The organism is Robertmurraya massiliosenegalensis JC6 (assembly GCF_000311725.1).
Taxonomy (GTDB): Bacteria; Bacillota; Bacilli; order Bacillales; family Cytobacillaceae; genus Robertmurraya; species Robertmurraya massiliosenegalensis.
Genome location: NZ_HE978515.1, coordinates 443,240 through 468,324, shown reverse-complemented (window position 1 = coordinate 468,324; position 25,085 = coordinate 443,240). Strand labels below are relative to the sequence as shown.

The window sequence follows — 25,085 nt, the reverse complement described above, 5'->3', positions numbered from 1 at the left end:
TTGAATACTTTTTTTGTTTACTTTTTTTAATTTTTTTCGAGGTAATTTTATATAATAAAGTTTACCTTCAATTGTTTCCGTAAATGACAGACAATTACGTTCAATTAAACAAAATTCAGAGGGACGAATTGGAATTATTGTTGTAAGATTCCACCATAACCTAATCGGACTATATAGACATCTTAACCTGCTTATTTCTTCTGATGGTTCAAGGGTGTCCAGCTTATTGAAAAATTCATTTAATATCCTATCGAATTCAAAAATCCAAAAAGGAGGGGGAAGCATTCTGACACCTGAGCGTTGACCTAATTTGGACTGATATTTTTGCAATATAGCCATTACATCTTCCACATTCATTAACTCGGAGTAATCTAAAAAGTTATAAACTGCAGTTAAAAAAGTTTTCTTTGTAGAATTTTCGCGGTCACTATCATCAATTTTATTTAAGAATTCAACTACTTTATCAGCTTTATAGCCAGATGTTTCAACTGTAAATTTTATTACGTGGTTCAATGTAGCTTGGACAGTTCGATAAGAGTAATTATCTAATAGATAAGTTGTCCAGCATTTAATAACTTTTTTGAGATGTTTAGGTGAATTTTTTATGAATATTATAGAATTTAATTTCTCAAAATTTAAGTGAATATAGTTACCTTTGTTAAATTCATGTTCAACAATCCATAAATCTTCGTCAAATTCTCCCTGTATTAAGCTTTTTTCTTTTCTTAATCGATTTAAGACCTTTTTTGCATATATAATGCCATCAAGATTAAAAGAACTGTCAGCGGCCAGATTAAGTTCTTCTACTGCATTATTTTCTTTCATTTCTTATGCTCCTCGTTAAACATATTTGGGTTCATATGAGAGATAATAATCAATAGGTTTATCCCCAAAATTTACTAAATCAATTAAATCTAGATAATCGTTATATTCCTTTTTTCCACCTTCAAAGAATTCATATACAATATCTCCGAATTCTTCCTTAGCGCTTAAAAATTCGTCCAAATATATATATAAATGATTGATATTTTTTCTTCGTTCAAACTCATATCCTTCGGCATCCTCAAAAGCTTCTTTTAATTCTTTGAGAGTTTCTTTAATCCTATTTACAAGAGATGCTATTGAATAAAAATTTGGAATTGCATACGGACATCCATGACAAGGATTATAATCATCATCTTTATTAGGCTTTAAACACCCGTTTTTACCATTCAAACACATTATATTTTCCTGCCTACTAGGGAGTATATTAGTATTAATTTCAAAGAGAATTTTCCTTGCTTCCTTTTGATTTAAGCTTAAAATTTTATCTGCAACAGATATCTTTTCTGAAATAAGGTGATTTAAGAATCCACTAGTAGCTTCAATACCATGAACCCCATTAAATACAGTTTTAATAGCTTTAATTTGTTCTGTTTCTTTTTGAAAGTTATCATCTTGTTCTTTACTTAGTACAACTTTGGATAACAATTTTGGTATGTATCCAAAACTACCTCTTCTAAACAAGTGATCTACTAACAAATCTAACTCCTCATCTGGTATTGTTAGATAAATATTTGTAGTTTCATAATCATAGTGAGACCTAAGCCTTTTTGAAACTTCCAGTGCATGGGAAGATAAACCATTTTTTGAAAGAATTAAATACATAAAAACGAGCAAAGTTCTATTCATCTTTTTGCTTTCGAATTTAATAGTATCTTTAAAGGCGAAAGAATCGAAAAACCCATTATACGCAGTTCTTAGAGGCTTTAAATTTTTTGTATTAAAGTAAAATAAGTAATCCTTTTCAAGTCTAGAATTGTCATCATTTATTTTTTCAATTTCTGGATATAATTCATTTGCAACGAGTGTACAAATTATTGCAGAAGTAGCAAAAGCTATTGTTAAAAAATCTGAGCAATAAAATCTATTAAGACTTCCATTTTTATTCATTAAATAATCCTTAATTTGATACTGATAAACAATCTGTTTTGCTTCCTTAGAGTCCAAGACTTTAGTTTTAAACTCTTCTAATGAATGAATCCCTAGCCGTTCTAAAACCACCTGTTCGATTCTAGGTAAGGAGGTAATAAAATCCATAGCCCTCCAAGCGTTATTTAAGTGAACAAGCGTATATAACCACATAGAAGCATAATGTACAGATTTTTGTTTATTAATCTTTTTTATAGCATCATCGATTGCTTTATTTTTATGTTTTTGAACATCTGCAACATAAGAAAGTAATCCTTGATATTCTTCATAGTCATATATATCTTTTTTGGGACTGTTGATTGCTGGGATTTGATAAGGATTTATCAGATGTTTCAATGTATAAACATTCTTTCCTAAATATATTTGTCTTTTATGATAATCTCTGAAAAAACTATATAGTTTCTGCTTTACAATAAGTTGTATATCTGTGTTAAAGATATGTGTATTAATATCGTTTGCAGTACAGTTATTTAGTTCTTTATCATTGAGATATTTAACTAATACCTTTTTACAATTAAATATTGTATTAACAAGATCTCTTAAAGATTTGGTATTTCTAGAAGACCCCTTAAATTGCTTTTCTACAAAATCTTCCCAAGCTATCATTGTCTCCTTGCTTTTATCAGAAAAATAAACATTTGCAGCTGAACACAATAAATTATAAGATGATAGTCCATCATCACTAACTAATTGAGACTTATATTCTTTTCTCTTTTTTCTTTTTACATATTCATCAATATCTTTCTTGTAAAAGAATGTTACCGTTTGGCTCCCTTTATATCTAACTGCTGCTTTTAATAAGATTGTTGGTTGAATAGGGGCAGGCAGAATAAAATGAGAAGGTGGGCGATAGCCAATAAGGTCAATTACTTGTTCTGAAGAATAATATTTATCTTTGTATTCTTGTTGCTTTTTCTCTAAGTTCTTAATATCCTCCTTCAAATAATATTTTCTGTGATATCGGCCATGACCAAACGAATAATATTGTAGTCCTTCTTCATCTCTCAATGTAGATAAAAGGTGTGAATCTGCAATCCCAAGTCTTTCTCTTACTTCATCTGAGCTAAAAAAATTATCAGTTTCTAAATTTTTTCGGATTTCTATGGCATCTATTATTTCTTGTCTTGGATGAAAAATCTTTCTGCCAATTTTAATAGTTTCCATATTCTTATAAAGACCATAGTTTCGAATCTTATATAATTCTCTGTAGGTAATACCATACGTCTTTACTAGTGAATCAGCTGATATGTATTTTTCAAGAAAGGTGTCAACGTCAGAAGACTTAAAGAATAGTTTATTTCTATTAATAAAAGTTTCAGTTTGAATAACCTCAATATTATTTTGTTGGCAAAAATCTATTATTTCTTCAATTTGCTTCTGCTCTGGATGTTTTTTATAGCCAAGAGACCGTGCCATTTGACCGATATTTATGTAATCTTTTTCAATTATAGATGTACTTATATTTTTAATAGTATTCAATTTCAACTCTCGATTCTCCATAAATTCTCCCTCTTGCTTTAATTTCCTTTAACATATCTTTATCAAAAATACCATATTGTTCGTGTGATAAATTATTCAGTAAGTTCATAGCTGTTTTTGTTGCTTCGTGGGAAAGTTTTGAATCTACATATTCCATTGCTGAATCTATATTTGTATCGCCTCTTGCTATTGCTATTTGTGTAACGGAAAAACCTAAATCCATTAATAAATTAGTGAAGCAACCTCGCCCAATGTGCGTACTCCAACTACTTTCTTTGAACAAGAGGTAATCCTCATGCATTTTAATCTTTTCTAAGAAGGCTTTTTTAACTTCTTTAAATCTTTTTTCAAAAACTTTAGCTGACATTGGTTGTCCATAGGAGTCGTAAAATAAAGGCTGAAACATTTTATATGTATTTAACTTACCATTTTTTAAATCTATGTCCATTTGTTTTAAGTGTTGATAATATACTCTCCAAACCAATTCATTCGTGTATATCTGTTGCCTTGCCAATGATGGATCTAAATATCTTAATCGTTTAGGGTATTCGTTACTCGTATCTTTTAATCTTGAAAATAATTTTTTTCGGTTATCTCGGATATCGATAACTAATGATTTTCTTGGCTTTTCGTGAATGTTTGCTCTGGTAATATTGACAACTTCACCTCTACGAAGGCCACCAAAAAATTCAAAGCAAATGCCAAGAGCAATGTCAGGAGCTACCTCAGTAGCAGTTTGCACAAAAAGTGGTACTAAACTAAATCTATTTTTACCGAAATCTTTTAGTTTATGGGCCTTTCGAATAACACCCGTCTCAATTTTACTAGGTATATACCTTGTTAATCCATTTACATCATTAAATATTGTAGTTACATTATTGTTTTCATTTGTTTGATAGGTAAACTTTTCATCTAACCATCCTTTTTTTAGAAGGAAAACAAAGAACCTGCTTAAATGATAATCGTAGTCTTTTACTGTATTTCTTTTCCTTTTTTCAGAAGTTTTATGATTCAAAAATTCAACCCCATGAAACCTTTTTAAACCATATATTCCTTTTTCTCTAAGGAATTGATAGTCTTCTACACCTTTTTGAATCCTTGAAATTACAAAGTTCATAAATCTACATACAGTTCGTGCAAACGCAAGATATGTATTAACAGAGCCATCTTTATACTCAAATTCTTGTAAAATAAAGTAAGAAAGGGGATGAGGCAGTAATAAGGAAGTATCTTTTCTTTTTATACAGATAAGTACAGTTTCCCTTTCCGAAACTGTATTTACTATCTTGTCTTTTACAATTACTTTCCTGCATACAAACTCGACATTGGATAGTTCATTCATTGATATGTTCTTCATCTTTTTCCTCCGGGCATATTGATTTTTTGTGCTATATAATTAGTCTTCTAACCAATTATAAAAAGGAATCTTCCTTTCCGGTTGGGATTGTGGAACGGATTGAATTCTTGCCACATTTCTATTTTGCTTAATGGGTACGGTATCAGTGGTCCAACCTTTGCTTATTGCTTTTTTAATAAATGCAGGAGGATTCTTAACTTTTGTAGGTGAGAGTTGCATAATTAATAATATTTCAAGTGTTCTATGAATACCAATATGTGATAAAATCCCAACCAATTCTTCAGAAGGGTCAGTTAAAGTAACAGCTTTATAAGCTAAAGCAACTGTCTCACTAACTTTTTCATGACTTGTACCTGCTGAGTAATCATTAGGGTATTGAAAATTTGTACTTTTTTCCTTTGAAGGAATCTTTTTCAAATCATCTATAGGTATTCTCCATCCTTGTGTATCGGATTCTTTTTTTGCATTTGGGAAATCTCCTTTACGTAGATAACGCCTAATTGTTTCTTCACTTTTGTTTAAATACTTGGCAGCTTGTTTTACAGTCAGAAAATTATTCAACATTTTCACCCCATTTTTATGCTTTCAAAAAAGGTCACTTTTTTAATACTTCTCTACAACAACACTACTACAAAAAAAATACTAAAATGTTGTAGTTGTAGTAGAGTCTACTTAGAGTCTATACAGAGTCTGTAAAGTAATTATGATTTAATAGTATCATTTTAAATAAATTTAAAACACCCCTTTATTTAATAAAGGGGTGAAATACTCTTGTGGCTATATTCATTGTTATATCAACGTTTATAAATATTTTTTTATTGAATAATATAATTTAGCCCTATACTGTACCTATAATTTATGACAGCAGCACTTCTTTTCGGATAATCGACTTGAACGATTTGAACAGGAGTTGGTTTTTTATGAATGACTGCCTTTCTACTCAAGAGATAGAATTCATTCGTTTCGTTTAAGTCCTCTTCTAGCGTCATTCCTCTTTTGCTGTAAGTAAAATCCTTTTCTTTCTTTTTCTTACTCGTTTTTTCTTCAGGTGATATAGGTTTAATAAATTTCTTTCCGTTTGGATAATGGAATTCCAAAGATAAACACCTCACAAACTACTCTTTATCATATCAGAAGTCCACTATTTTGGGTTGAATAAAAAGCACTAAATAACGAATTCTAAAGATAGCTGTTGAGGAAGAGGTGATTTTTATTGCTGTCAAAGTGTTTGAATTATCAGCTACTGAAAGAAAGATAATACACTCAATTCAGGACCTTGTAAAGCGAAACAACATTGATAATATTGCGCGGACAGAGGCTTATCTTCGTTATTTTCAAGAAAATCAAGAGATTAAATGGTCCTTTTTAGCTCATATGGTGTCTCGCAATGCAGGATGGAATATGTGTGACTTAGAAGGAAAATGGTTTCCAAAAGTCATTAGTAAGCATGAACGAGACGTTTTATTTCAAACATATGAAAAAGCAAATTGGCTTATATTTCAAGATGCGTTCCCTCAACTCCTTCTCTATCAATATTCGACGAAAAATAAGGAGGCTATGTTTCACCTTCTTCCATTTTTTCATGTTTCCAAGTTTATGGAGCAAGAGTGGAAGTACTACTGGCATTCGAAAGATCATGTACGAATATTAATAGCATTAATCATTAATGAACAAAATATGATTCAAAAACCAGTTATTGACAACCCCTTTTATAGAAAGAGTGTTTTTCGTACATCTTTATTTTCCTTCCAAGATTGGTTTCATTATAGTTGTGTCTTATTGCCTACAATACACGGCGAATTATTTGGTGCAAGCGTAAGTGGTTTTCGTTTTGTCGATAAAAGAATTGACTTAGGAAAAAGACTTGCCGCCATTCTTTTTCATAAAAACCTTTATCCATATTTCTATGAATTTGCAAAGAAAACCATACATACTGGTTCACGTGATGATTATGAACAGTATCTATATGACTATCCTAGAAGCAAGACCACACCTTTAAGGGAGTCGTTCCCAGTCATAAATCATTCCGATGAACGTTTTAAAGATTGGTCAAAGCTAAAAAAAATAAAGCCAAAATGGTTTTCGCATACGATTCACCATCGGCATCCAGTCGTCATTACGAAATGGTTTAAGGGAAAGCAAAAAACTTTGCATAAAGCCATTTTAATGAAGGAAATGTTCGTGAGGAAGTTACACTTTCATAAAAGGGAAGAAGAGATGATGGAGGATTAGACAATTCTCCATCATCTCTTCTTAAGTGGGTGTTATGTTGATGGTCTGTCTGGTCCTTCAAGTTTCTTATCGCCAAAGCCTGCTTTTGATTCCTCAAGTTTTTTCGGCTGAGCATTTGTTTGCTTCTTTTTCTTTTTCATTATTTAGCACCTCCATTTTTAGTGTGTTCAAACACGTACATTTCATTCATGTCGAATTAACGACAAAACCGTAAGAAATAGGACTATCTTTGCCGAATAACAACTAGTTTTGTCAATGTAGAAGGATGTATTTGATGAAGGGAGAATATAGTGCATATACATTAACGAAAATTCGAAAAAACGACCTTTAAAATAAGGAAAATGGTGAAGATAAGTAGGAGGAGGTAAGTAACATGGAAAAGGAACATGTACAGAAGGAAGAATTACTTGAAAAGTTAACGGAAATTTATGACCAGTTAGAGGAATTAGAAAAAACATTAGATACAAATTTAGCAGAAAACCGAAACAAGATACTAAATGATCAATTTTCAAGATTAATGAGCCTGGATAGTCGAATTACAAAACTTGAAAATGCTTTTGATAATGGTCCACTGCAATTTATTGAGAAGAGACGAAAGACGAGTTTAACTCAAAGCTCAAACATGAAACTTGAACTTGGTTACTAATGGAAATACAATAAAAATAAAGTGGCTTTTAGCTACTTTATTTTTTTGTAGGAGGAAAACAAGTTTGAATGAGACTTTATTAGAGTTGACCGAAAAGTTATTAGCATATATTGAACAAATTTCCGATAAATTTGAAGAGGTAAAAGAAACAAAAGTAAAGGGAGACTTTTTTCTTGAGGTGAAACCTTTTGCAGATGAAGTAAACGGAGTAAAAGAAGAGTGGCATCATTTGGCGGTAAAGTGGATTGAGGAGAATAAACCGAAGTATTTACATGTTAAACAAATTGAGTCGACATCAGAGCAAATGGAATTACTCTCAGTTCAAGCGTTTTTCCCTGATACGAGTAGGACCCGTTTTATCAATTATTGGCAATCTGCCCGTTTTATTTTAACGAGTCTTAAAGATTTGTTAAAGGGATCATAAAAAGGGAGAATGTGACAATTCTCCCTTTGAAAAATTAATACTGGGATTGGTTCTCGGTCTCTAGTTGAGGCATTTTTGCACCTTGAGATTCAAGCTCACGAACTAGTTTTTTATACTCACTCGACGTTATTTCATTCGATACATATGCCTTTTTAGCGAAATCTAATAATTCGTTGACGTCTTCAGTTTGATACTGCTTGTGGATTGAAAACTTTTCTTTCAGCTCGTGAACCAACATCCATATTCCTCCCTTTTTTCTTACAAATGCTTTTCCTATTTCTATGATTAATCGTATCATGAAATGAAACGGTCCTTTAATTTTTCTAAAATTGAAACTTCCGACAGTATATCTCATTGTTTGACAAGTTTTTCTAAAGACATAGAGAAAGACGACAATAGTCACAACATAGGCTGATCTATCATAAATTATCATGATGGATCAGTCTTATTTTGTTTAATTAGTCATTAAATACAGTTGAAGGTAAGGAGGGGAGATATAGATGTTTGGTCAAGTAAATTCAAATCATGTTTATCATCAAGCTAGTGTTCCATCCACATGGTCAATGGAGCAAGGGGGCGGGAATCCGATACGAAATCAAAACTATTATTACACACCATATGCGAATCAAGGGTGGCAGCCTTATGGACAAATGTATCAAAGCCAACAACAATACCCTTATGGACAGATGAACACTGGCCAATATCCTCCGCCCCAAGGAGAAGTACCATTTGGACAGGAGCAAACCTATCCTGTTGAGTCTATTTTACAAAATCCTCTTCAACCTAAGAAAAATCAAGGAGGAATGAATCCATATATGGGATATACGAACCCATATATGCATCCTTACCCAAAGCAAGGAATGGGTGGGAATCGACCACCTTCAGGAATAAACTCGTTCATGAACTCGTTTAAACAACAGGATGGATCATTAGATTTTAATAAAATGATTGATACAGCTGGCCAAATGATGAATGCAGTAAATCAAGTTTCTGGTTTGGTAAAGGGCTTAGGAGGAATATTTAAGGTGTAGTTATATAAAAACATAAAAAATACGACCTCAGTGCGGGTCGTTTTTTTATATGAAATATTACTCACCATCAGTAATAAAGATTTGTTTTCCTCTTGGTTTTGGTACGCGAATTTCTAATAGTCCATTTTGATAACTGGCTTTGACATTTTTTTCGTCAATTACATGTCCGAGATAGATGTTACGACTTAATTGTTGTGTCGATTGACTCTTTTTGTAAGTATTCTTTATTTCATCTTCTTCGATGACCATTTCGACGTTTTTTACGGAAATGTTGATAGAACGTTCAAGAATATCAATATTGATTTGCTCTTTTTTAACTCCAGGTAGTTCAGCTGTAATGATGATGTTCTCATCCAATTCCTTCACTTGGACAGGAAAGTTGCTAAAAGGTAGTTGGAAAAATTCGTCCATGCTTTGGAGAAAACCCTTCACTGGTCTTTTGTGAAAAAAATCATTCATGAGATTTCTGAAATCACCGAATGGATCTTGAAAATGGTCCGGCTCTTTAGGAAGCTTCGAAGACATGTTGAACAACTCCTCTTTCAAAAAATGGTCAGTATAGTGTATTCAGATGAGGCGGAGCTGTTCATGATTTCTATAAGCGTGTAAGAAAGATACTTTAAAGAGTGTAGGGGCAAATTCTGAACGTTTTATGAAGTGTGATTTGGCTCACTTGATCGCAACTAAATGAAAGTTATATTGATACCGTAATGTAAAGAGAGAGGGGAATTGCGCAATGTTTTGTTATCAATGTGAACAAACACCTACAGGTGGATGTAAGGTCATTGGAGTTTGTGGAAAAGATGAAACGATCGCGAGTTTGCAGGATACCATTATTTTTGGCTTAAAAGGAATTGCTGCTTACCGTACCCATGCCAATCAATTAGGAGCAACGGATGCATTTGTTGATGCAACAACACATGAAGCACTATACATGACATTAACAAATTCGAATTTCAATGTGCAAGAACATATTGAGATGGCAATGAAAGTAGGAAGATCAGCAGTACGAATGATGGAAGTTCTAGATGAGGCTCATACAAAGAGATTAGGAATCCCAGAACCGATTAGAGTCTCACAAAATAAGGTTGAAGGAAAGGCGATCATTGTGACAGGTCACAATCTATTCGCACTTGAGGAGCTTTTAAAGCAAACAGAAGGGAAAGGGATTAACATCTATACCCACTCTGAAATGTTACCAGCCCATGGCTATCCAGCTTTGAAAAAGTATCCTCATTTAAAAGGAAATCTAGGGAAGGCTTGGTATGACCAACGAAGATTATTTGAAAAATTCAACGGTGCTATTCTTGCGACGACAAATTGTGTAATGCCAATAAAAGGAAGTTATGCGGATAGAATGTTCTCTTATGAAGTAGCTGGACTTGAAAATGTTCAAAAAATTATCGGTGATGATTTCACTCCATTGATTGAGAGAGCGTTAGAGTTACCTGAAGCTTATATTGATTCGGAAGAAACATTATTAACTGGTTTCCATCATGAAACCGTGTTAGGGCTTGCTCCAGAAGTGATAGCCGCTGTGAAGGAAGGAAAGATTAAGCGTTTCTTTGTCATTGCAGGCTGTGATGCACCAGGTAAAGGTGGAGAATATTACCGTGAACTCGCCACTTCATTACCACCAGAAACCGTAATTTTGACCACTTCTTGTGGCAAATTCCGTTTTAATGATGTAGATTATGGCACAGTTCCAGGAACGGACATTCCTCGTTATATAGACCTCGGACAATGTAATAACTCTGGTTCGACGGTGAAGATTGCTAAAGCGTTAGCAGACGCATTCGAATGTGAAATAAACGAATTACCAGTTAGCATCGTCCTTTCTTGGTTCGAGCAAAAAGCGGTTGCGATTCTACTTGGGTTATTCAGTTTAGGAATCCAAGATATCCGAATTGGTCCAAAACCACCAGAATTCATCTCAGAAGGGGTCATGAACGTTCTTCAAGAAACCTTTAATTTGAAGCTAATTGGAACAGCTCAAGAAGATATGGCAGAAATGCTTGCCAAATAATAAAAACGTTCTCTTAAAAAAATCCACCAGTTAACAGGACTGGCGGATTTTTTTTATATTAATTCGTCCATTAGCGTATCTGGATTAAGTAGAAAGTTTCCTTTTTCATCGACTTCGATTGTACCTTCTTTTTTCATCTTCGTTAACGTTCGGCTAACGGTTTCACGAGTTGTTCCAATCATATTCGCTAAATCTCTATTTGTGAATTCCCCTTTTAAGAGAATAGTGCCATCTTCTAATTCCTTCCCGTGATTCTTTCCTAATCTAATCAGGAGCTTGACAATTTGTTCATATGTATTATTGATAATTTGTGATTCGAGTCTCTCTTGTAATTCAACAATTTTTTCCCCAAGAACTTTAAATACTTTAATCGAAAGTAATGGGTTTTCAATTAGAACATTTTCAAACTTAGAAATCGGGACCACAACTAATACTGCGTTCTCCACGACTTCAGAAAAAGCCGGATATCCTCCTTTTCTAAAGAAGCCAACATGTGGGAACATTTCGCCCTTTTTTAAGAATGCGACAATCTGTTCTTTCCCTGTGACATCACTTTTATATATTTTAATTTTGCCATCATAAATAAAATAAACATTTTCTAAAGGATCGTCTTGCATAAACACATAAGTTCCTTTTTTCCATTCTCTTGAAATGGAAATATCAACGATTTTGGCTAACTCATCCTCATTTAAATCACGAAAAAGCGTAAATTTTGATAAGATTTCTTTTATATCTTCCTGTCTCATACTACACCTCGAATTTAAGTCATCTCCCTCTATTGTACATAAAAAACATCCTCATTTCTAAAATCTTTAAGGCTGATTTCTTACAAATTTACTTCGAAAAAATTTGGTAATAAAAATATCAATCAAATCTCTTTTTCTACGAACGTTTATTCGATACAATAAAGAGATAACTAGTAGAGGTGAAAGCAATGAAGGTGCGAAAAAACCTACAGCATTTTTTAGAGGAATTAAAGCTAGAAGAAAATGTTAAAGAAAATATTGTCCATTGGCATACAATCGAAGAAAAGGAAGCTAAAACTGTCGAAATGCCTTTTCATATCAACGAGAATTTAATAGATGCTTTGCAAAAACGAGGCGTTAACGAATTATATACCCATCAGAGATCTGCCTTCGAAGCTGTACAGAGTGGAGAAAATATTGTTGCCGTAACGCCAACTGCATCTGGAAAAACACTCTGTTATAATCTACCAGTCTTGCAAGCTATTACCGAGAATCCTCAGGCAAGGGCTCTTTATATTTTTCCTACAAAAGCGTTAGCTCAAGACCAAAAAAGTGAAATTAATGAGCTTATTGGGGAAGCTGATCTCATGATTAATAGCTATACATATGATGGAGATACTCAAAGCTCGATTCGAGAAAAGGTTCGTAAAGCAGGACATATCGTCATTACAAATCCAGATATGCTACACTCAGCCATCCTACCGCATCACACGAAATGGGTATCTTTATTCGAGAATTTAAAATATGTCGTCATCGATGAACTTCATATTTATCGAGGTGTATTTGGAAGTCATGTCGCGAATGTCATTCGAAGATTGCAGAGGATTTGTCGATTTTACGGAACAGATCCAATATTTATCTGTACATCAGCAACCATTGCCAATCCGTTAGAGCTGGCAGAAAATCTGACAGGGAAGAAGATGACGTTAATCGATAATAATGGTGCACCGAGCGGAAAGAAACATTTTCTCTTTTACAATCCGCCAATTGTCAATAAGCCGTTGAATATTCGTAGAAGTGCTACTTTAGAGGTACGCAAACTGGCAGGGGAGTTGTTGAAGAATCGGATTCAGACGATCGTCTTTGCCCGGAGCCGTGTAAGAGTAGAAATTCTTTTAACCTATTTACAGGAATTAGTCAAAAATCAACTCGGCCCGAAGTCCATTCGTGGTTATCGAGGTGGGTATTTGCCGACTGAAAGACGTGCGATTGAAAAGGGACTACGTAATGGGGATATTTACGGTGTTGTTAGTACGAATGCATTAGAGCTTGGCGTTGACATTGGACAGCTTCAAGTGTGTATCATGACAGGATATCCAGGTTCGATTGCAAGCTCATGGCAGCAAGCAGGCCGGGCAGGGAGAAGACATAGCGAATCGTTAGTGATTATGGTAGCGAGCTCAAGTCCATTAGATCAATATATCATTGAGCATCCCGATTATTTTTTTACGAAAAGTCCTGAAACGGCAAGAATCAATCCAGATAATCTTATTATTCTTATTGATCATATAAAATGTGCCGCTTACGAGCTACCTTTTAAAAAAGATGAGCGTTTTGGTGCATTCGAAACAGAGGAAGTATTAGAGTATCTCGTAGAAGAAAGAGTCCTTTATCAACGAGGCGATAAATGGTATTGGATGAACGATTCCTTTCCCGCTCATAATATTAGTCTTCGTTCGGCTTCACAGGAAAACATCGTCATTATTGATCAATCAAATGTAGCCCATGTAAGAGTAATAGGGGAGATGGACCGTTTTTCTGCCATGACCCTATTGCATGAGGAAGCCATTTATCTTCACCAAGGAGTCCAATATCAAGTAGAAAAGCTTGATTGGGAGGAGAAGAAGGCTTTTGTTCGCGAGGTAGATGTCGATTATTTCACAGATGCCAATCTTGCTGTAGAACTTAAAGTGCTTGAAATCGATAAGAGTCGTTCGATAAATCATACAGAAGTTGCCTATGGTGATGTGAGTATTTTGGCGAAGGCGACGATTTTTAAAAAAATTAAATTTGATAGCCATGAAAATATCGGTTCTGGTCCAATCTTTCTTCCAGAGGAAGAGCTACATACGAGCTCTGCATGGATCTCGATTGAGGATAGTCTAGAGTTATCCGAATCAAGAATGGAGCAAGGGCTAATCGGTGCAGCTCATGCCTTGCGCTATATCGCTCCTATTTTTGTGATGTGTGATTCAGGAGATATTCATGTTGTGCCACAGGTGAAGGCGGTACACAATGAGAAACCAACGATCTTCTTTTATGATCGTTATCCTGGTGGGATCGGGTTAAGTGAGAAAATCTATGATGGGATCGAAAGTGTGCTTAAAGAGGCTAGAGGAATGATTAACCGTTGCCAATGTGAAAGTGGTTGTCCATCTTGTATTGGCACAGATCCAACGAGTGAACATGCCAAATATGATGCATTGCAAATTCTGGAACGATTTTTAAGGTGACGGAGTTAGAAGAGGGAAGTGTGAACATGTCTTTTCGTAGTAAGTTGAATCGCCTAAAACCGCATATACGAAGTGAAAAAACGGAAGAAATAAAGACTCCTTTACAAGGTGAGCAGTTGGAGGGAATGGTTCCACATCAAGAGCAATGGGAAAGAAATTTTGTTAGCCCTTACTATTATGATGGTGATTTTTGTTTGATCCGTGAAAAGGAATATCCGTTGGAACAAAAGTATGGGAGATATACTTTTGCTCAATTTCTAGAAGCGGTTCAAGCTTGGAATCAAACGTCTGTTCAGCATCCGTTGTCCGCTAATGGTTATTGTCATGAACAATTATTTTTCTTTGATACAGAGACAACAGGGTTAGGTGGCGGAACGGGGAATACGATCTTTCTACTAGGTTATGCCTCAGTTAAAAATGATAAGGTTATTTTGCGGCAGCACTTCCTTCCTCATCCAGGAGCAGAGGTACCCTTGTATCAAAGCTTTCTTGAGAGCATCGATTATCGAACACTCGTGACCTATAATGGCAAAGCATTCGATTGGCCACAGGTGAAAACAAGACATACACTAATAAGAGAACTTGTACCGAAGCTACCATCCTTTGGCCATTTTGATTTATTTCATGGGGCGAGACGATTATGGAAACATAAATTAGACAGGCTTAAACTATCAATTGTAGAAAAAGAAGTACTTGGAATTGAACGGGAGGAAGATGTACCTGGTTATCTTGCACCGATGATCTATTTTGATTTTGTTGAAACAGGTAATCCAGATGGAATGCTTGGTGTTTTGCAGCATAATGAAATGGATATATTGTCTCTTATTACATTGTATACTCATATCACCTTCCAGCTTTTAAATATTGATCAATCCAGAACAGTTTCAGAAGGCTACGAGGTGGGACGTTGGTATGCCTCATTAGGAGAAAGAGCAGGTGCATTAGAAAATCTTTCTTTAGTTGCAGAAGGGTCAGAAGATAATGCTTTAAAGGCAAAATGGGCCCTCTCTTTGGAACACAAAAAAATAAAGCAATGGGATTTGGCGGTTGCTCTTTGGCAAGAACTTGCCGATGCTAACAGCAAAAATATGGCAGTACAGGCTAGTATTGAGCTAGCGAAATACTTTGAGCATCGACAAAAGAATTTGCAGCAAGCTCTCTCATATTCTGAGCAAGCCCTTTGTATTTTGCAAGAAAAAAGGGCGTTGTGGAAAGAGAAGGATACTACTATATTTGCCGAAGTAGAAAAACGGATTGAACGAATTACAAAAAAACAGCGGCGAAGAAAAAACCACTAATTCCCTAGTTGTCTATTCACTTCGACACAGTTACAATATATATTGTGTGGTTAGCTTACAAGAGCTTGCTAATCAATAAAAATTAAAGTGAGTGAAGAGCATTGCAAAAGGTGATTTTACTTTTGTTTTTTATTGTCATTGGTCTAACAGCGATTATTTTTTCTAATATTAAACACTATGCGTTGTTTTAAAATAAGGATCCAGATTTTAGGATCTTTTTTTACATAGGATCTTTCAATACGGATTGGAATAGTCCTAATGCCGACGATTCCGATTTATACGTAGCACCGTACCACAGATGGAATAAGCAAGCTCTTTTCACTGTTATTTTGTAGCACAAGTAATTTGTAAAGAGCTTTTACATAAGGAGTTTCTAATATATTGAGTAAGGTAGCGGTTATTTCGGGATATAAGCCACATGAGCTTGGATTATTTAGTCATAATGATCCTAGCATTGAATACATTAAATTAGCGATAAAAAAACAATTGCTTTCACAACTTGATGAAGGACTAGAGTGGGTTATCGTTAGTGGCCAGCTAGGGACTGAACTTTGGGCAGCAGAAGTTGTTTTTGACCTACAGCTTGAGGGATATGACGATTTAAAACTTGCAGTGATTACCCCATTTTTGAATCAAGAGGAAAACTGGAAGGACGAGAAAAAAGAGTGGTATGAGTCTATCCTGATTCAAGCCGATTTTGTAGATTCGATTACGAAAAAAAAGTACGAAAATCCTTGGCAGTTTCGTTTGAAAAATCAGTTCTTAGTGGAAAAGAGTGATGTCCTAATTCTTTTATACGATTCTGAAAAAGACGGGAGTCCTAAATTTTTGTATGAAACCGCTCGGAAATATCAAGAGAATCAACCTTATGACATTCATTTAATTGATTTTTACGATCTTCAAGCCATTGTTGAAGAAGAACAGATGAAAAAGAGCGATTTTTAATGAAAAGACGGTAGAAAATGCCAAAATAGAAAAGAAAAATTGACAAAGTTGCATATTTTTGAAAAAATAATGATAACGATTGGCGTTTAGAGGTGAATAATTTGCATTCAGATAAAATTAAATTAACGGCAAAAGAAATTTTGGAAAAAGAGTTTAAAACAGCAATGAGAGGCTATAAACCTGAAGATGTAGATAAATTTCTAGATATTATCATCAAGGATTATGAAACGATGCAAGCAGAAATTGAAGAGCTGCAACAAGAAAACATCAGGCTCAAAAGGCTTGCGGAGGAATCGGCCAAGCGTCCAGCTCCTGCACCTGCACCACAAACAACGGGTACAACGAACTTCGATATATTAAAGAGATTATCGAATTTAGAGAAGCATGTGTTTGGAAGCAAGCTGTACGACTGATAGAAATTGAAACAATAATTTCCATTGCTATTCTTTTCATTCTTTCATATAATAATGCTTGTAGTTAATAACGTTCGGGTAATCGCTGCAATAAGTTTTGGCGAATTGTAGAGGAAAGTCCATGCTCGCACAGGCTGAGATGTCTGTAGTGTTCGTGCCTAGCGAAAAAATAAGCTAGGGCATTAAGGAAGAGGCCTTGCTTCTTCTTTTTTGACGGCAGGGAAAATGCCTAAGTCATTTATGATATGGCATGAATACCTTGAAAGTGCCACAGTGACGGAGCCTCCTCAGAAATGAGTAGGGTGGAACGAGGTAAACCCCACGAGCGAGAAACCCAAATTATGGTAGGGGCACCTTCTTTAAGGAAATGAACGAGAAAGAAGGACAGGTTCATTGTAATCTGTAGATAGATGATTACCACCGGAGTACAAGACGAAGGTCGTTTGCAGTACGAAGGAACAAAACATGGCTTACAGAACGTTATTAAGGACTTTAATACATTATTATAAAGTGAAAATGACTTGTTTGGAAAGCTCTCCACTTTGGGGGGCTTTTCTTATTGCTTTAGGAAATTATAGATTTCGCAGTTGTGTATAACTTTGTTACGAAGTGTATCTACGTCTAGCTTCAGCGCCTATCGCCTAACAAACTTCAGTTCCCCTCCCTACGATAAGTCAACCAAGAATTGCTATCGCAATTCAGGTTTCCTATATCTCAGTCGAGGCCCTTCCAGTTATGTACGGCGATGTTCAAGGCGCTTGCGCTTTTGTTCTGTATATTAAAAATTTGACTTTTTAATATAAATGACATACATATCTTTTATATTAACTCCGCATCTATGATTTAATAGAGATTGAATAGTAAAAATACAGCAAAGTGGATTCAGCAATGGGGGTTTTTTGTGTGGCTGAGAACAAAACTGGTTATTACTCGATGAATGATACTATTATTAAGGAGATGCCAAAACAAAAAGACGTTGAAACTGAAAGGCAAATCGCTGCCAAAGTATTAGAAAACATTAGTGAAGGTGTTATTGTTACAGATATAAAAGGGAATATCCTTGCTGTCAATCCTGCTTTTGAAAGTGTAACAGGTTATTTGGAAGCAGAAGTGATTGGACATAACCCCCGTATGTTTCAATCGGGAATTCATGGTCCAAGCTTCTACCAGGAGATGTGGAATAGTGTTTTGACATTTGGAAAATGGCAGGGGGAAATTTGGAATAAAAAGAAAAACGGGGATGTCTATCCCGAATGGATTACGATCAGTTCGATTAAGGATAAGTTGGGCGAGGTGACAAATTTTGTTGCCGTTTTCTCAGATATTACCGATCGAAAGCATGCAGAAGAAAAACTAAGGCAACTTGCTCATTTTGATTCTCTAACAGGAGTTGCGAATCGATACACATTGAACAAGCATTTGAACAGCCTAATTGAAACGGCATCAAAGTATAATCAGCAGTTAGCTGTTTTGTTTTTAGATTTGGACCGGTTTAAACAAATAAATGATACCCTCGGACATAACTATGGGGATCTGCTCTTAAAGGAAGTTTCTTTTCGGCTAAAAGGTTTAATTAAGAATAAGGATTTAATCGCAAGACTTGGTGGAGATGAATTTGTCATCGTCCTCTCAAATATTAAACATCCAAAAGAAGCTGTCAGTGTAGCAGAAGATGTCGTAGAAGCTCTTTCTTCATCATTTATTCTCAATCATCATGAAGTGTATGTAACGACCAGCATTGGAATCAGTTTGTTCCCACTTGATGGAAGTTCGCTCGAAACACTGTTACGAAATGCGGATAAAGCAATGTATAAAGCAAAATCCAATGGGAAAAATCAGTTTGAACTCTATCATGAAGAGATGCATAATGACGAATCGAAACAAATGAAAATGGAAGTTCATCTGCGGAAGGCTCTTGAACAAAATGAATTTTTCCTTGTCTACCAACCACAGATTAATCTAAAGACAGGAAATATTATTGGGATTGAAGCGTTAATTCGCTGGAAACAACATAATCAAGAGGTTATTCCACCATCTCAATTTATTCCATTGGCAGAAGAAACAGGATTAATTGTACCGATAAGTGAATGGGTGATGAATCAGGCGTTTTCGGATATACAAAAGATTCATTTACGTGGACATTCTAAAATGATGGTAAGTATTAATATATCTGCACTTCATTTTAATCAAGATCATTTTTTGAAATCAGTGGCAACGACTTTGCAGCATACAAACGTCCATCCACATTCAGTTGATTTTGAATTAACAGAGAGTATGATTATGCCGAACGCCTCAGAAACAATTACCAAACTGGTTAAACTTAAAAAATTGGGAATTAAGCTCTCGATTGATGATTTCGGGACGGGCTATTCCTCTTTAAGTTATTTAAACCGCTTTCCGTTGGATACACTGAAAATAGACAAAAGTTTTATTAAGAATATTAATAAATATCATGATGATTCAAGCATCGTAGAGGCAATTATATCGATTGCCCATCGATTGAATTTATCTGTGGTTGCGGAAGGTGTAGAAAGCAAAAAACAAATATCCTTCTTGAAAGCAGGAGGCTGTGATCATATACAAGGATTTTATATAACAAAACCACTCCCATTTGAGGAACTGCTCGACTTTCTTGAATATTGGGATGAAGATCAAATAAAATAAGGGTGAAAAAATGTCTAAATATCAATTAATTGCCACATCTGCAATGGGGTTAGAAGCAATAGTGGCAAAGGAAGTTAGAGAACTAGGTTATGATTGCGAGGTTGACAATGGGCGAATTAATTTTCACGGTGATGAGCTTGCCATTGTTCGGAGCAATTTATGGTTAAGAACTGCAGATAGAATTAAATTAGTAGTAGGTGAATTTAAGGCAACGACCTTTGATGAGCTGTTTGAAAAAACAAAGGCAATGCCATGGGAACAATTTCTCCCTGAAAATGCTGAATTTCCTGTTTCAGGGAAATCAGTCAAATCAAAACTGTTCAGTGTGTCAGATTGTCAGGCGATCGTAAAGAAGGCGATTGTAGAACGACTTAGAAAGCAATATAAAAAAACGACATGGTTTGAGGAAAATGGTCCACTTTTTAAAATCGAAGTCTCATTATTAAAAGATAAAGCGCTGTTGACCATTGATTGCAGTGGTGCGGGGCTTCACCGTAGAGGCTACCGTATTGGACAAGGGGAAGCACCCATTAAAGAAACGTTGGCAGCAGCTTTAGTGCTATTAACGAATTGGAGCCCTGATCGACCTTTTGTTGATCCATTTTGTGGATCTGGTACGCTGCCGATTGAAGCTGCGTTAATAGGTCAAAATATCGCTCCTGGTTTCAATAGAGAGTTTGTTTCAGAACAGTGGGGTTGGATATCAGAAAAACGGTGGGAAGAAGGGAGAATGGAAGCGGAAGATCTCGCCAAGTATGACCAGCCTATCGATATTACCGGAACAGATCTCGATCATCGAATGGTCAAAATTGCTAGTGAAAATGCAATTGAAGCTGGACTTGCTGATTTGATTGCCTTTAAGCAAATGCAAGTAAAAGATTTTACAACAACAAAGGATTATGGAGTCATTGTCGGTAACCCGCCTTATGGGGAGAGACTTGGCGACAAAGAGGCAGTGGAAAAAATGTATCGCGAGATGGGACAAGCTTTTGCTCCATATGATACATGGTCTGTCTACATGCTTACTTCAAATGAAAACTTTGAAGCTTGCTACGGAAAACCAGCGACAAAGAAAAGAAAGCTATTCAATGGCTTCATTAAAACGGATTACTACCAATATTGGGGGAAAAGACCACCAAGAAATAAGGATTAAGGTATAAACCAAGCATTGATAGAATAGAATACTATTGTCATTAATTGGATTTGGAGGAGTGGCAATGAGATATTCTACTATTGATTTTAATACGATTGAACGTGCTTTATCTTACTCGATTGAAGCTCTTGGAAATGAGCAAAATGAAGAGCTCCAATCACCAGCAATCGAAGAACTTGTGAATGCGAAAGAAGAATTGAAACGTGCGTTGTCATATTCTTTATCACGGATTAATGGATAAGTTGTTTAACATAAAAGACATACAGTCAAAGGACTGACTCTATACCGATTCAGAGTTAGTCTTTTTTCTTGTGGGTAGAGAAGAATAATGGAGGATGTTCATGCAAAAGACTAAATTGCCTTTTACGGTTTCAAAGACAGAAACCTTTATGGATAAACTAGGAGAATGGATTGGGGATGTCTTTTACGATATCTTACCTGAGGCAGGCTTTGAACTCAGGGACGAACAGGTGTATATGGCCTTTCAATTAGAAAAGGCTTTTAAGGAGAAAAAAGTAATTTTTGCAGAAGCGGGAGTCGGAACAGGAAAAACGATCGTTTATCTTCTTTATGCGATTTGTTATGCACGTTATATGAATAAGCCTGCTATCATTGCCTGTGCCGATGAAAATTTAATTGAACAGCTTGTCAAAAAAGAAGGCGACATTGCTCGACTTGAAAAAGCACTTAATTTAACGATAGATGTTCGATTAGCGAAATCAAGAGATCAATATTTATGTCTGAAAAAATTGGACAAGTCAGTTTTGGAGGGAGAGCCCTATAGCGAAGTATATGACCAGCTCCCAGCATTTGTCCATCGCGATAATTCCATGCAGGCATTTACTCATTATGGAGATCGAAAGGATTATCCGCAATTAACGAATGAGGAATGGATCAATATTGGTTGGGATCCGTTGCAAGATTGCTTTTCATGCGAAATGAGGCATCGTTGTGGCCAAACATTACACCGCGATTATTATCGGAACGCTACTGATTTAATTATATGCTCCCATGATTTTTATATGGAGCATATATGGACAAGAAATTCGCGAAAACGGGAAGGCCAGCTGCCGCTTTTACCAGAAAGCTCATCTGTTGTGTTTGATGAAGGTCATTTACTTGAATATGCTAGCCAAAAAGCCCTGACGTACCGGCTTTCAGAGCTAACATTGGAAACCCTCTTAACGAGATTAATGGAAAATGATGTACGTGAAAAAACACTTCATATTATCGATGAAGCGATTATGGAAAATGAGCGTTTCTTTGCAGAAATATCAAAAGCGACAAACAAAAACAGCGAATCGGAAAAACAAATGATCACAAAGACTCCAGCAGTTCTAGCGCAAGCAAAAAAACTGCAGTACCTACTTATGGAGCTTGAAGAAGAGCTTGTGTTTGAAAGTGAAATGTATGTCATTAACGAATACGATTTGAAAATTGTTGAGGAGTATTTAGAACAAATTACGTATTCTTTATCTCTATTTTTAAAAGAATTAAAAGGCATTATTTGGTTTGAGGAAACGAGTGAGGAAAGAACACTTGTGATCATGCCAAGAATGGTTGAAGACATTATGCGTGAGGATGTTTTTTCGCAAAAGAAACCATTTATCTTCTCATCGGCTACTTTATCAGAAAATGGTTCCTTCCAATATATGGCGAAGAGCTTAGGGATTGATGATTATCTTTCCTTTTCAGTTCAGTCCCCATTTGACTATGAGGAAAACATGGTGATCAAGATGCCTTCATTTAATCGAGAGAATCCTCAAGATAAGTGTGAGTATACATTGGAACAACTTCGTGCATCAAATGGTAGAGGACTCGTTTTGTTCACAACCGAAGAAGATTTGAAGCAATTTAAAACGATGTCAGCTGGAAAGACAGAGTTTCCGATTTATTTTGAGGGAGATGCCGAAATCAGTACTTTAGTTGCCCATTTTCAAAATGAGGAAGAATCTGTCCTTTGTGCGACTCATCTATGGGAAGGACTTGATATTCCAGGTAGCTCCCTTGAGAATGTTATCATATTTGATTTGCCATTCCCACCACATGATCCTGTATTTACAGCAAAGCGTGAAGGTTGCGAGGATTCATTTGAAGAAGTGGATATGCCATATATGCTGTTGCGTCTACGCCAAGGAATAGGGCGACTAATTCGCTCACACGAAGATAAAGGCATGGTCCATATCTTAATCGACGATGATTTAAAGGGAAATGTGTTGGAAAAAGTAAAGCAAGTTCTACCTGTTGAAGTAGCAGAAATTTAATGAAATAATGAATCCCTTTTCGAATTAGACGATGATTCCAGCTAATACGAAAAGGGATTTTTTAAGTGGTATCGTTTATTTGGAACAAAGCTTTTGTCTGATTAATCATGTTATAATTTTAGTAAGATGACAAAAATTTGGAGGGAGTAGGAAATGCACGTGTTCGTTTCTGAAAAAGAACAGAATTTACACAAGGATGAATTATTTCGTGTGAAAAATTGGATGACTCCAAGTCCATACTTTATGACGCCAGGACAAAGCTTGCGAGAAGCAGCAAATATAATCGTTCAGTTTCATTTAGACTATTTGCCTGTCATTGATGAAAACGATCACTTTATTGGAATTATCAGCTCAGGGAAACTTTTGAATTATTTTGCACAGGGGAATAGTGGGGATACTTTTGTCAGAAGTATTCCAAAGATAAATTTGCCGAAAATTCGGCCAAATGATTCCATTCTTGACGTCATTTCGCTTCCATATGATCACTTACCAGTAATCGACGACGATGGGACATTCTTTGGTGTTTTAACGACAAGAGATTTGCTTGATGGACTCTCTAAATATACATATCAATTGAAACAGCAACAAAATGTTGATGGAGTACTTGGAGCTATTTTGGAAAGTGCCTATGAAGGAATTGCTGTTGTAGATGAGAATGGAATTGTTCAGGAATTTAATGAGGCATATAGTCGCTTTACTGGGATTAAAAGAGAAGAAGCGATTGGAAGGCATGTTACAGAGGTCATTGATAACACACATCTTCATGAAACGGTGAAAACAGGTGTTGCTGAACGAGGCGTTCTTCAAAATATTCAGGGACATGATATGGTCGTGCACCGAATTCCTATTTGGAGAAATAATAAGATTGTTGGCGCCATTGGGATGTTGATATTTGAAGGGGTATCAGAGGTTTATAAAATTTATGAAAAGTTACAGAAAAACGAAAAGAGAAAATCGGACACTTTAACGAAAAAGCAGGAACGAGATAGTCGAATGACACTTGATCAAATCATTGGCACAAGTGAAGGGATTACAGAAGTGAAGCGTCTAGCAAGAAAGGCAGCTAGAACAGCAGCGACGGTCCTTATTACAGGGGAAAGTGGGACAGGAAAAGAGATGTTTGCTAAAAGCATTCACCACCTTAGTCCATTTTCTACTGGTCCATTTATAAGCGTTAACTGCGGTGCTATTCCTGAGCAGTTAATTGAATCTGAACTCTTTGGGTATGAAGATGGAGCTTTCACCGGTGCGAAAAAAGGTGGGAAGCCAGGGAAATTCGAATTAGCTCAGAATGGAACGATCTTTTTAGATGAAATGGGAGAAATGCCACTTGTGATGCAAACAAAGTTGTTACGTGTTCTTCAGGAAAAGGAAGCAGAAAGAGTTGGCGGGGTGAAAAAATATCAGATCAATGTAAGAGTTATTGCTGCAACAAACCGCAACTTAATGCAAATGGTTGAAAAAGGTGAATTTCGTGAGGACTTATATTATCGACTAAATATCATTCAGTTACACATTCCTCCCCTTCGAGAACGTAAAAAAGATATTCCTGTTTTACTTGTTCATTATTTGAAGGAAATCTGTGAGCGTTACGAAATGCCGGGGAAAACTTTTACATCAGAAGCGGTTGACGAATTAATCTCTTATCCTTGGAGAGGGAATATAAGGGAATTAGTAAATACGGTCGAACAACTCGTAACACTTGTTGATGGGAAAGTGATGGACGCACATCATCTCCCAGAATCCGTAAAAAAGACGGAATATTCCACAAATAAAAAAATGAAGCAATCGTCTACAATAGGGTCGATTGAAGAAGCAAAGTACCTCGGTAACAAAAAAGAGGTAGAACTGATTATTGATGCACTTAAGAAGGCTGGTGGCAATAAATCAAAAGCTGCAGCACTCCTTGGTATTCATCGCACCACTTTATATCAAAAAATTAAAAAGCATGGGATATCATAAGTGTAGTGGATTCACTACAAA

Annotated in this window: 20 protein-coding genes, 1 other RNA gene and 2 pseudogenes; 15 read left to right on the top strand and 8 right to left on the bottom strand. The window is 35.6% G+C overall.

What is annotated here, in order from left to right; translation table 11 throughout:
* From BMSHG_RS28490 to BMSHG_RS29150, 5 genes and pseudogenes are all read right to left on the bottom strand, one after another.
* A pseudogene (locus tag BMSHG_RS28490) lies at positions 1-825 on the bottom strand (hypothetical protein); the annotation flags it as partial.
* Positions 826-840: 15 nt separating this feature from the next.
* Positions 841-3,471: a hypothetical protein gene (locus BMSHG_RS18660; protein WP_019155987.1), complete on the bottom strand. Its 2,631-nt coding sequence runs from the start codon at positions 3,469-3,471 to the stop codon at positions 841-843.
* Positions 3,437-4,807, bottom strand: a complete 1,371-nt coding sequence (locus BMSHG_RS26520; protein ID WP_019155986.1) for a site-specific integrase — start codon at positions 4,805-4,807, stop codon at positions 3,437-3,439. Before BMSHG_RS26520 ends, BMSHG_RS18660 begins: the two co-directional genes overlap by 35 nt.
* Positions 4,808-4,846: 39 nt before the next feature.
* A complete protein-coding gene (locus BMSHG_RS18650) occupies positions 4,847-5,371 on the bottom strand; it encodes a helix-turn-helix domain-containing protein (RefSeq protein ID WP_019155985.1) in 525 nt (174 codons plus the stop codon).
* Positions 5,372-5,652: 281 nt separating this feature from the next.
* A pseudogene (locus BMSHG_RS29150) lies at positions 5,653-5,904 on the bottom strand (Holliday junction resolvase RecU); the annotation flags it as partial.
* Between the two features lie 106 nt (positions 5,905-6,010).
* Between BMSHG_RS29150 and BMSHG_RS18640 the strand changes: the two are divergent.
* From BMSHG_RS18640 to BMSHG_RS18625, 3 genes are all read left to right on the top strand, one after another.
* Positions 6,011-7,039, top strand: coding sequence for a DUF2515 family protein (locus tag BMSHG_RS18640; protein WP_019155983.1), 1,029 nt, complete (start codon positions 6,011-6,013; stop codon positions 7,037-7,039).
* A 373-nt stretch (positions 7,040-7,412) separates the two neighbouring features.
* Entirely contained in the window at positions 7,413-7,685 is a 273-nt protein-coding gene (locus tag BMSHG_RS26515) for a hypothetical protein (RefSeq protein ID WP_019155981.1), read from the top strand.
* A 64-nt stretch (positions 7,686-7,749) separates the two neighbouring features.
* Positions 7,750-8,109 carry a YppE family protein gene (locus BMSHG_RS18625; RefSeq protein ID WP_019155980.1) on the top strand — a complete coding sequence of 120 codons (360 nt, stop codon included), beginning with the start codon at positions 7,750-7,752 and terminating at the stop codon, positions 8,107-8,109.
* A 34-nt stretch (positions 8,110-8,143) separates the two neighbouring features.
* On the opposite strand, the gene yppF is transcribed toward BMSHG_RS18625, so the two are convergent.
* The gene (gene yppF / locus BMSHG_RS18620; protein WP_019155979.1) at positions 8,144-8,347 is read right to left on the bottom strand and encodes a YppF family protein; all 204 of its coding nucleotides are present in this window, start codon (positions 8,345-8,347) and stop codon (positions 8,144-8,146) included.
* Positions 8,348-8,609: 262 nt separating this feature from the next.
* Here yppF and BMSHG_RS27775 point away from each other — a divergent pair, with 262 nt between their 5' ends.
* Entirely contained in the window at positions 8,610-9,140 is a 531-nt protein-coding gene (locus BMSHG_RS27775; RefSeq protein WP_019155978.1) for a YppG family protein, read from the top strand.
* A 57-nt stretch (positions 9,141-9,197) separates the two neighbouring features.
* Here BMSHG_RS27775 and BMSHG_RS18610 read toward each other — a convergent pair whose 3' ends face one another.
* The gene (locus BMSHG_RS18610) at positions 9,198-9,665 is read right to left on the bottom strand and encodes an Hsp20/alpha crystallin family protein (RefSeq protein WP_019155977.1); all 468 of its coding nucleotides are present in this window, start codon (positions 9,663-9,665) and stop codon (positions 9,198-9,200) included.
* 211 nt (positions 9,666-9,876) lie between these two features.
* On the opposite strand from BMSHG_RS18610, the gene hcp reads away from it, so the two are divergent.
* On the top strand, positions 9,877-11,166 hold the full coding sequence (gene hcp / locus BMSHG_RS18605) for a hydroxylamine reductase (protein WP_019155976.1): 1,290 nt from the start codon (positions 9,877-9,879) through the stop codon (positions 11,164-11,166).
* A 53-nt stretch (positions 11,167-11,219) separates the two neighbouring features.
* Here hcp and BMSHG_RS18600 read toward each other — a convergent pair whose 3' ends face one another.
* Positions 11,220-11,912 carry a Crp/Fnr family transcriptional regulator gene (locus tag BMSHG_RS18600; protein ID WP_019155975.1) on the bottom strand — a complete coding sequence of 231 codons (693 nt, stop codon included), beginning with the start codon at positions 11,910-11,912 and terminating at the stop codon, positions 11,220-11,222.
* A 188-nt stretch (positions 11,913-12,100) separates the two neighbouring features.
* Here BMSHG_RS18600 and BMSHG_RS18595 point away from each other — a divergent pair, with 188 nt between their 5' ends.
* The 10 genes from BMSHG_RS18595 (at position 12,101) to BMSHG_RS18555 (ending at position 25,064) form a co-directional block, all read left to right on the top strand.
* Positions 12,101-14,365, top strand: coding sequence for a DEAD/DEAH box helicase (locus BMSHG_RS18595; RefSeq protein ID WP_019155974.1), 2,265 nt, complete (start codon positions 12,101-12,103; stop codon positions 14,363-14,365).
* Between the two features lie 26 nt (positions 14,366-14,391).
* Positions 14,392-15,663 carry a ribonuclease H-like domain-containing protein gene (locus BMSHG_RS18590; protein WP_019155973.1) on the top strand — a complete coding sequence of 424 codons (1,272 nt, stop codon included), beginning with the start codon at positions 14,392-14,394 and terminating at the stop codon, positions 15,661-15,663.
* 381 nt (positions 15,664-16,044) lie between these two features.
* Positions 16,045-16,608 carry a DUF1273 domain-containing protein gene (locus BMSHG_RS18585; protein ID WP_019155972.1) on the top strand — a complete coding sequence of 188 codons (564 nt, stop codon included), beginning with the start codon at positions 16,045-16,047 and terminating at the stop codon, positions 16,606-16,608.
* Positions 16,609-16,709: 101 nt separating this feature from the next.
* Positions 16,710-17,021 (top strand): cell division regulator GpsB, encoded by a 312-nt coding sequence (gpsB, locus tag BMSHG_RS18580; protein ID WP_019155971.1) that lies wholly within the window; start codon positions 16,710-16,712, stop codon positions 17,019-17,021.
* A gap of 70 nt (positions 17,022-17,091) precedes the next feature.
* An RNA gene (gene rnpB / locus BMSHG_RS27770) (RNase P RNA component class B) lies at positions 17,092-17,499 on the top strand.
* A gap of 455 nt (positions 17,500-17,954) precedes the next feature.
* Positions 17,955-19,685 carry a putative bifunctional diguanylate cyclase/phosphodiesterase gene (locus BMSHG_RS18575; protein WP_026073528.1) on the top strand — a complete coding sequence of 577 codons (1,731 nt, stop codon included), beginning with the start codon at positions 17,955-17,957 and terminating at the stop codon, positions 19,683-19,685.
* A 10-nt stretch (positions 19,686-19,695) separates the two neighbouring features.
* On the top strand, positions 19,696-20,838 hold the full coding sequence (locus BMSHG_RS18570) for a THUMP domain-containing class I SAM-dependent RNA methyltransferase (protein WP_019155969.1): 1,143 nt from the start codon (positions 19,696-19,698) through the stop codon (positions 20,836-20,838).
* A 64-nt stretch (positions 20,839-20,902) separates the two neighbouring features.
* A complete protein-coding gene (locus tag BMSHG_RS28300) occupies positions 20,903-21,079 on the top strand; it encodes a hypothetical protein (protein ID WP_019155968.1) in 177 nt (58 codons plus the stop codon).
* Between the two features lie 100 nt (positions 21,080-21,179).
* Positions 21,180-23,102, top strand: coding sequence for an ATP-dependent DNA helicase (locus BMSHG_RS18560; RefSeq protein WP_019155967.1), 1,923 nt, complete (start codon positions 21,180-21,182; stop codon positions 23,100-23,102).
* 153 nt (positions 23,103-23,255) lie between these two features.
* On the top strand, positions 23,256-25,064 hold the full coding sequence (locus tag BMSHG_RS18555) for a sigma-54-dependent Fis family transcriptional regulator (protein WP_019155966.1): 1,809 nt from the start codon (positions 23,256-23,258) through the stop codon (positions 25,062-25,064).
* Positions 25,065-25,085: the final 21 nt, after the last annotated feature.